The 7,678-nt window shown below is 56.0% G+C and carries 7 protein-coding genes and 2 pseudogenes; 6 read left to right on the top strand and 3 right to left on the bottom strand.

The window, feature by feature from the left end; all coding sequences use genetic code 11:
* Positions 1-200, bottom strand: a pseudogene (locus BP737_RS08425) (hypothetical protein); the annotation flags it as partial.
* An 801-nt stretch (positions 201-1,001) separates the two neighbouring features.
* Here BP737_RS08425 and BP737_RS08420 point away from each other — a divergent pair.
* The 6 genes from BP737_RS08420 (at position 1,002) to BP737_RS08395 (ending at position 5,621) form a co-directional block, all read left to right on the top strand.
* Positions 1,002-1,673, top strand: coding sequence for a PEGA domain-containing protein (locus BP737_RS08420; protein ID WP_342686113.1), 672 nt, complete (start codon positions 1,002-1,004; stop codon positions 1,671-1,673).
* 724 nt (positions 1,674-2,397) lie between these two features.
* The gene (locus BP737_RS08415) at positions 2,398-2,616 is read left to right on the top strand and encodes a hypothetical protein (RefSeq protein ID WP_292407150.1); all 219 of its coding nucleotides are present in this window, start codon (positions 2,398-2,400) and stop codon (positions 2,614-2,616) included.
* Positions 2,616-2,888 (top strand): type II toxin-antitoxin system RelE family toxin, encoded by a 273-nt coding sequence (locus BP737_RS08410; protein WP_292407147.1) that lies wholly within the window; start codon positions 2,616-2,618, stop codon positions 2,886-2,888. Before BP737_RS08415 ends, BP737_RS08410 begins: the two co-directional genes overlap by 1 nt.
* Positions 2,889-3,183: 295 nt before the next feature.
* Positions 3,184-3,462 carry a hypothetical protein gene (locus BP737_RS08405; protein ID WP_292407143.1) on the top strand — a complete coding sequence of 93 codons (279 nt, stop codon included), beginning with the start codon at positions 3,184-3,186 and terminating at the stop codon, positions 3,460-3,462.
* Positions 3,449-4,477, top strand: a complete 1,029-nt coding sequence (locus BP737_RS08400) for a PDDEXK nuclease domain-containing protein (protein ID WP_292407139.1) — start codon at positions 3,449-3,451, stop codon at positions 4,475-4,477. The genes BP737_RS08405 and BP737_RS08400 overlap by 14 nt, the downstream gene beginning before the upstream one ends.
* Positions 4,478-5,093: 616 nt before the next feature.
* Entirely contained in the window at positions 5,094-5,621 is a 528-nt protein-coding gene (locus BP737_RS08395; RefSeq protein WP_292407136.1) for an NYN domain-containing protein, read from the top strand.
* A 263-nt stretch (positions 5,622-5,884) separates the two neighbouring features.
* Here BP737_RS08395 and BP737_RS08390 read toward each other — a convergent pair whose 3' ends face one another.
* The gene (locus BP737_RS08390) at positions 5,885-6,148 is read right to left on the bottom strand and encodes a hypothetical protein (protein ID WP_292407133.1); all 264 of its coding nucleotides are present in this window, start codon (positions 6,146-6,148) and stop codon (positions 5,885-5,887) included.
* A gap of 78 nt (positions 6,149-6,226) precedes the next feature.
* Positions 6,227-7,285 (bottom strand): annotated as a pseudogene (locus BP737_RS08385) (RNA-guided endonuclease InsQ/TnpB family protein).
* Between the last annotated feature and the right edge of the window lie 393 nt (positions 7,286-7,678).

Genomic DNA, 7,678 nt, shown 5'->3' with positions numbered 1-7,678 from the left:
ACCTTCGCGGTGTAGTGCTCGCGGTTCCGGACGATTGCAGCGACGGGCTCGCCGTCGCGGCCGGTATACCCGACGCACCCGAACGGGTTGTCGGCGATGACGCTCTCGATGAGGTTTTCGAACGACGTTACGTCGACGATCGGGACCGCAAGGTCCCGGACCGCCGTCCTGTTCACGGTCTTCTGAACGAAGTCTGCCATGGTTTTTCACTCCTCACGGCACAACCCTCTGGTCGTGCCTGATGGGAAGATGCGAAGCATCTTCCGCAGCCTGCATGCTCCCGGGAATATGACAGACACTTATAGGGTGGACGCGGGAGAGTATCAGCCTGACTTTATCGGGGAGGGCAAAACGGGCTCCGATTATGGGATATATTCCTTACGGTCAGGCATTTTCTCTCCGCCGTTCCATATTCTTCCGGAGGGTTACCAGGATGACCGGGGAAAAGACCACCAGGGAACTTATCTACGAGACGAACCGGGATGTGAAGTGGATCTGCCGGGCGCTGCAGCGGATGGAGGCGCAGGACGCGATGGTTCGTTAGAACCGGAGCGGGAGCACCGAAGGTGCGACTTGAGGAGTTCGAGGCCAGGATTCGGGCGCTGGAGCGGCTCTCGGGCGGAGAAAGCCGGAGAAGAGCGACTGGCCGCAGGGTGCGATGGCCTGAAGGGCCGGAGCATGAGCACCGAAGGTGCGGGGCAGGAGCTTGAGAAACCCGGAGGGTTTCGAGACGCGATGCTCCGCAGGAGCAGAGCGGGAGCACCGTAAGGTGCGAGGAGCGGCGGCTGTCGGCGGTGAGCGCCGGGGCCGGAGGGATCGTCGGCGGGGTCGTGGCGGTGCTGGTGAAGATGCTCGGAGGGTGATGCTATTTGATTGTTATGGCTTATTCACTCCTAAATGGCAGCGTGGCATAAATACCCCTTCTTCTTCCCCGAAAATGGTTGAGTGCAATATTCGTCCCCGGGAAAGAACAATAACCTTTAAACTATGGGAGCACCAGTATGCTGTTCATGCGATACAAAACCGTTCTCATCTGTCTGCTGATCCTCGCGCTGTTCTCGGCCGGATGCACGAACCCCGCAAACCAGCCCGGCGTAACCGCTCAGGGAAAAACCACACCGACGCCGACGCCCACTCCCGGGTACGGAAGCGTCACAATTTCGTCGGACCCCTGGGGCGCCACGGTGTATCTGGACGGCGAAAAGATGGGAACCGCTCCCCTCACGCTGACGAACATTTCTGCGGGGAAGCATAACCTTCTCGTGACGATGCTCGGATATCTGGAAAGCAACTCCACGATTACGATATCCGCAAATAAGACCTCGACGGTCAAGAAAACCCTCAAAAAAGGCAAACCCGACATCTATGTGGGTATTACCGAGACAAAGATGCTCCAGCAGGGTGGGCTCATAGAGGTTTCCGGAGAGGTGCAGAACCGGGGAGAGGCGACGGCGTACGACTTTAAACTGATCATCGAGATGACGCCGACAGACTCAAAACAGAAAGATAAGAAGGTGACCAAGACTATCACCATGGGTGTGCTCGAACCCGGAGACCCGAGGTCCTACGTTGGGCATGTAGAACTGAAGAGGAATCTAGACTATAAAGGGGTCATTAAATGCGAATACACCTTTGAAGACAAGCTTGTTAAAGGGTCGACAAAGGCGTTCTAATTTCACTAGAACCTCCATCTTTTTTGTCTAGACCATCCCCAAACAATCTGAAAACCGCCGATACACCCTGTTTGGAACACGGTACAGTCTTTCTGCCGCCTGAGCCACGACCGGGGCGGAACGGACAAACGCCTTTTTTTTATCAAATACCCCGGTGTCGCCCTCAGTCCGACAATAGTTCCCCCGGCACCCGGAAAGCTTCGGCTCCGCTGCATTCTCCCAGGTCTCGCCCTCATCCGCGGGAGACCGACCGGGATCGATCCCCGGGACGCCCGGCTGGTCCGGGAGCGGAATAAAGGAGAGGGGTGAGGTGAAGCCGTGGCGTTTCAACCCCCTACGAAATACCGATTCTCTCAACCTCAGGTGGTAGATAGCGGGCACTCAGAAACCGAAGATGCCCGATATGTCTGATAAATGTCCATCATCTGTCAGACGCTATCATCATATCAGGCTTTCCCGGGATGTGATCGGGCTAAAACGTATTTTCTACCCTTTTCGCACCGACCGCTTCCAACAGACCGCGATGGGCGAGATCGAGGAGATTACGGTACCGGATCTTCTCACGGTACTGGATCTTCTCCGATGCCTCCGGAGCAATCGATGCATTAGCCTACAGCGGTTATAACGCCGTGCTCCCTGGCAAAGGCGACCACGACCGCCATCATGAGAAAGGCACTCGCCACCTCCAGAATACTTTTATTTGAACAGACGGTTACTACTACTCATGACTCCGGCTGTCACCATCGATGAACTCTATCTTGAAATCAAAAAGATACAGGAGACAATGGTCCGGCGGGAAGATCTTGACGCCCTTCTTGATACCGTTGAGATTCTCAGCAACCCCGAAACGATGGCGCAGATACAAAAAAGCGAAGAAGACATCGCAGCCGGACGATTCCGGGAGATATCTTCGATAGACGACCTGCTCAGCGAGCTGTCCTGATGGAATGGGCGATCCGGAGGACCGATACATTTGTCGAGAGCCTCTCAAAGGTCGAAGGCAACAAAGAAGTAATAATTGAACTCGGAAAAAAACTTCAACGCCTGAAACAAGACCCCCTCAATACAGGCGGTTGGCTTTCAGGTGCATTACACGGGAAGAAAGCAACCCGGATTGCAAAGCGTTATCGGCTGATATTCCTTCCCGACGAAAGAGAAAGAACAGTGTACCTGATAGCAATTGATCATCGCCAGCACGTCTACAGGTTGCGGTGAAGGCCTGCGGCATCACCGACATGCTCCATACGGTCGTCAGGCGCCCTGCCCGGGTAAAATATCCGGTAATGCTCTCAGAACCAACCGGTGACGAAAATACCCTCACTGCATGAGTTTTTGCTATGTTCGGTCAGATTTAGCAAAACAAAGATTACGGTACACTCATCAAAACCCTCGCAGAGCACGGGCTTCAATCCTGGGATACGTACTTGCGGCACCAGACTTGAGGCTGCACGCCGCGAGCGTGACCGATTGTACCGGCGGGGAGACGTATGGACTGCATTTGGGCGAGATAATGGCAAAAAACAACGGAAACAAGAAAAACTGGGATGGCACGGCCCCCGGACTGTTCTTCCTCAAATTCATCTCGGGCGCCTTCGAAGGGCAGCGTGTGAAAGCAGCGGCATTGCGGAAGCAGAGGGCCGACCCCGAAGATCGCCACGTCCTGACGCCGGGGCGGTACGCGGAGGTCGAGGACGACGGGGAGCCGTTCGAGGAGCAGTTTTCGGAGTCGGCACGGCTGGAAGGGGAGATCCGGGAGAACCTGAGGAGGATCGGGTATGGGTTCGAGTGAGGTGCTCCCCGAGGATTATCCTGCTTTTCTCGCAGGTCTGAAGGTGCGGATCAGGGAAGCACAGACCCGCGCGGTGCTGTCAGCGAACCGGGAGTTGATCCTCCTCTACTGGCAGATCGGGCGAGAGATCCTGCATAGGCAGGAGCAGGAGGGGTGGGGGACGAAGGTGATCGACCGCCTCTCGGCCGATCTCAGGAGGGAGTTTCCCGAAATGAAGGGATTTTCTCCCAGGAACTTGAAATATATGCGCTCGTTTGCGGAGGCGTGGCCCGACCCTGAATTTGTGCAAGAGGTGCTTGCACAAATTACATGGTATCATACGGTAACGCTGCTCGATAAAGTAAAGGACCCGAAACAGCGCGAATGGTATATCCACAAGACCATCGCGAACGGGTGGTCGCGGAACGTCCTCGTCCACCAGATCGAGAGCGGGCTTATCGAGCGAGAGGGGCGGGCGGTGACAAATTTCTCGGCGACTCTCCCGGCGGAGCAGTCGGACCTCGCCCTCCAGACCCTGAAGGACCCCTACGTTTTTGATTTCCTCCGGATGGGAGAGAAGGTCAGGGAGAGTGAACTGGAGCGGGCCCTACTTGACCACATCCGCGAGTTCCTGCTGGAGCTCGGCGTGGGGTTTGCGTTCGTGGGCAGCCAGTACCGGCTCGATGTCGGCGGGCAGGACTTCTACATCGACCTCCTCTTCTACCACCTGAAACTCCGGTCCTACGTGGTGATCGACCTGAAGGTGGGCGAATTCATCCCGGAGTACGCGGGCAAGATGAACTTCTACCTCTCGGCGGTCGACGACCTCCTCCGCCACCCGGACGACAACCCGAGCATCGGGCTTGTGCTCTGCAAGTCGAGAAACCGCATCATTGCCGAGTACGCCCTCCGGGACATGGAAAAGCCGATCGGGATCGCGGGATACGAACTGACGACCAGCCTCCCGGAGGACCTGCGGGACGGGCTGCCGACGGTGGACGAACTGGAAGAGGAACTGAGCCGGGGGGAACGGTGAGTGCTGGTGCCCGGGTCCCTTCGCAAAAAACCGCTCAGATTCACGCTCCTGGCGAGGGGCTCCGCATCCCCTCAGGATGATTCATACCCGGCCGGGCGACAATGGATCTAAGATCTTTTTGAGGCAAAGACGGTGACCCCGGCCAAAACCAGTGGACTTCCGATCCGTTCCCACAGAAGTGTCCGTAGGTTTTGCATCCCGGTCCCCGCGTCGAAGACTCGTTGAAGATCGAAAAATTCTTCTCGCATGGAGCAGTACGTGTATCTGTTATACACGCTACCGTTCCCTTGCGGGACGGTAGTTTCTTCTTTTCAATCGCCCTTTTAGTGAGGTCATCCCAAAAAGATCTATGAACCTCCATACATCCTGATCGGAACACTCACCTCTGAGGTTTCTACCATCTGAACTATATCCTGGGCAAGGAGGGTGAAACGGCTTCCCATCGGGAGTCTCACCTTACGGTGCTCCTGCTATCTTCCTGCGGAAGACAGCATATCGCCACGGGGGGAGGGATCGGGAGGTGCGCCCGGCGGAACGGCGGGTGCATGAGCACCGCTAGGTGCGATTGGGTGTCCCCCTCCCAGCATAGGGGGTTTTGGGACAACCTCAGTGATTAATGATATCGCGGGCTGCTGTTTTCATCGATAACGGGTATTTGTCCAAAGTGGTTCCTGACGGCATGAGGATCGATTTTGAAAAATTTTGTACCGTCGTTTGCGGCGATAAAGAGAGGCTGCGTACCTATTTCTACGACTGCATGCCGTATCAGAGCGAACTGCCCACTGATAACGAGAAGGTACGTTATGGAAACTACTGTAAATTTCGAGAAATTATTGAAAGCCTGCCCCGGTTCCAGATGCGATTTGGAAAACTCCGGAAAAACCATGATGGCTCGTTTGAACAGAAGAGGGTCGATATCCTCATGGCTGTGGAACTGGTGAGGTTAAGTTGGTCTCACCAGATCCGTTACGCCATCATTGTTTCTGGTGACAGCGACTTCGTTCCAGCGATTGAGGCGGCAAAAGACGCCGGCGTGATCACGGCCCTCTATTTCTCGAAAGGAACCGTTCATAATGAACTCCTTTCAGCGGTCGATGAAAGATATGAGATGAACGGGCCCTTCTTCGAAAATGTCCGGCGATAGTTCGCGGTCGCGTAATTACCATGTCCTTCCCGACCACCCGGCGTCCCTCCTCAATCATATGCCCGCCTCCCGGACGAGAGAAAAGAGGGGGGCACTCGCCGCCTCCCCGCATGCCGCCCGCCGGAACGAGACGAGCGGAACGATCCAGGCCCCGCTCGACCAGAATAAGAAGCCCTCCGGTCGAGGCACAGGCGAGGGTGCCGGGCGCGATGGTCCGATAGGACCGGAGCGGGAGAAAACCAAAGGTTTGCGACTCTCCGGGGTCACGGCCGCCCCCACTCGACGCTGACGATGTACTGGTGGTTCCGGGTCCGCCGGACGCAGATCTCCCGCACCTCCCGGCTGTGCCGCCGGATCTCGGCGGCGACCGCCTGCGGCACCAGGAAGAGCGGCACCGGCTCCGGGGGCACGCTTATCTCCTCCGGTGAAGAAGTACCAGTGGCGGCCTGGCGGAGCGCGTGGTGGCACTTCGGGTCCGGGCTGCCGCCCCCGGTTTTCTGTTCGGTTCCTCTGTTGTCGTGATACATTCGTGATGACTCCCTGCACCGGGATTTCTCCGGTGCATACAGGTTCTTCGGGAATCGTCGGGTGAACTACCCCGCCCTTCAGGGCGGGGCTTCCTGCTTCATGGACAACACTTGCATCACCGAGATGTGATGTAGCGGCATCGTCTCCACAGCACGGGAAATCGAAGATTTCCCTGTCAGGAAACTGCTCTGCAGTTTCCGTGGCTCAAAGGGCTGTTCCATCCCCACGCGGTGAATATTCACCGCAGCATTATAGTCCCGATCAGCAACAAACCCACAATATGAGCACTCGTGGACTCTCTCGGAGAGACTCTTCTTCACGATGCTTCCGCAGTTCGAGCACATCTGCGTCGTATCCCGGGGATCGACTTTGATGAGGTTCGTACCAGCACTTTCAGCCTTGTACGAGAGATACAATAAAAATCGTCCCCACGATGCATCGTGAATACTCCTCCGAAGCCCGCGGGATTTACCCTTCTCTTTGAGATACTTGATATTCAGGTCACGGAAACTCCAGGAGGGAGTTTCCTGTCAGGAAGACCCCGTGGGGGTCTTCCGTGCTTCAACGCAGATCGTTGCATAGATGTCAACGTACTGGCGGGAGAGTTTATGCAGGAAATCTCTCTTCTGGTTCGTGATATGATCATAGACTTTTTCCAGTCCGCTTTTTGCCTTCTTCCAGTTCTGCGAGAACCGTTTTTTCCGGGCAATGCTCTGCTGGATCTTCTTGATCTTCTTCAGCGAGTGCTCATAGAACCGGGGATTCTCGATCACTGCACCGTCACTATCGACTGCAAACGAGTTCAGACCGACATCGATCCCGACAGATCTCCCTTCTCGTTTCGGTTCAGAGATCTCCTGTTCCGCCTGAACGATCACATACCATTTATCATTGGAGCAAGTGATCAAAACACCCTTTACGTTTCCGGTATATAGTCGATACATCGTGAATGGAATCGCTCCAATCTTCGAAAACGTGATCGTGCTGTGTTCACGGTCGATCTTGAACCCCAACTGGTTATAGTTGAGCGTCCGATACCGGAATGCGCTCTTGAACCGGAGTCTGCCGATCTTTCGGCCCCTTTTCTTCGTCTGCGAGAGAGCAGCGATGTTGCTCCAGAGGGTATAGTTCACCATCTGAAGCACACGGCACAACCCTTTGGGTTGTGCCGTGTCATCCCCGTACCTGTTGACCGGGGACTTCTCGCTCCGCCCCTTCACCCCCGCGAGTTAAAACAGGCCGGCATGACTGTTGAAGATCTGAATAAGTTACGTTGAGCAAGACCCGGATGCTTCTAGCCCCCCTCTGGTGCGCGAGGGCGAGGATCTCGTCCCGTTTCTGGACGAGAAGGGTATAGATGTCGGTTCCCGGATTCATGTCCTGTAGTAGATACGGTGCCGTCGGGCCTATACATGTTATCCCGGAGGCACGGCCTCCTACCGCACCGTTCCGACGGCAGAAGACCGGGAACGGTTATGTTTCCTGATCGCCTCCCTACCGGTAGATGCCGCTCCGGTGTCCCGCCTCGA

Source organism: Methanoculleus sp. UBA291, assembly GCF_002499755.1.
GTDB classification, from domain to species: Archaea; Halobacteriota; Methanomicrobia; order Methanomicrobiales; family Methanoculleaceae; genus Methanoculleus; species Methanoculleus palmolei.
Note: the sequence above shows the minus strand (reverse complement) of the source record. Positions and strands in the feature narration are given on the sequence as shown.

What these genes read in the sequence shown, in the direction of transcription:
- BP737_RS08410 (WP_292407147.1), top strand. Translation starts at nt 2,616, where the DNA reads ATGGAATGGGCGATCCGGAGGACCGATACATTTGTCGAGAGCCTCTCA.
- BP737_RS08420 (WP_342686113.1), top strand. Translation starts at nt 1,002, where the DNA reads ATGCTGTTCATGCGATACAAAACCGTTCTCATCTGTCTGCTGATCCTC.
- BP737_RS08400 (WP_292407139.1), top strand. Translation starts at nt 3,449, where the DNA reads ATGGGTTCGAGTGAGGTGCTCCCCGAGGATTATCCTGCTTTTCTCGCA.
- BP737_RS08390 (WP_292407133.1), bottom strand. Translation starts at nt 6,148, where the DNA reads ATGTATCACGACAACAGAGGAACCGAACAGAAAACCGGGGGCGGCAGC.
- BP737_RS08395 (WP_292407136.1), top strand. Translation starts at nt 5,094, where the DNA reads ATGATATCGCGGGCTGCTGTTTTCATCGATAACGGGTATTTGTCCAAA.
- BP737_RS08415 (WP_292407150.1), top strand. Translation starts at nt 2,398, where the DNA reads ATGACTCCGGCTGTCACCATCGATGAACTCTATCTTGAAATCAAAAAG.
- BP737_RS08405 (WP_292407143.1), top strand. Translation starts at nt 3,184, where the DNA reads ATGGCAAAAAACAACGGAAACAAGAAAAACTGGGATGGCACGGCCCCC.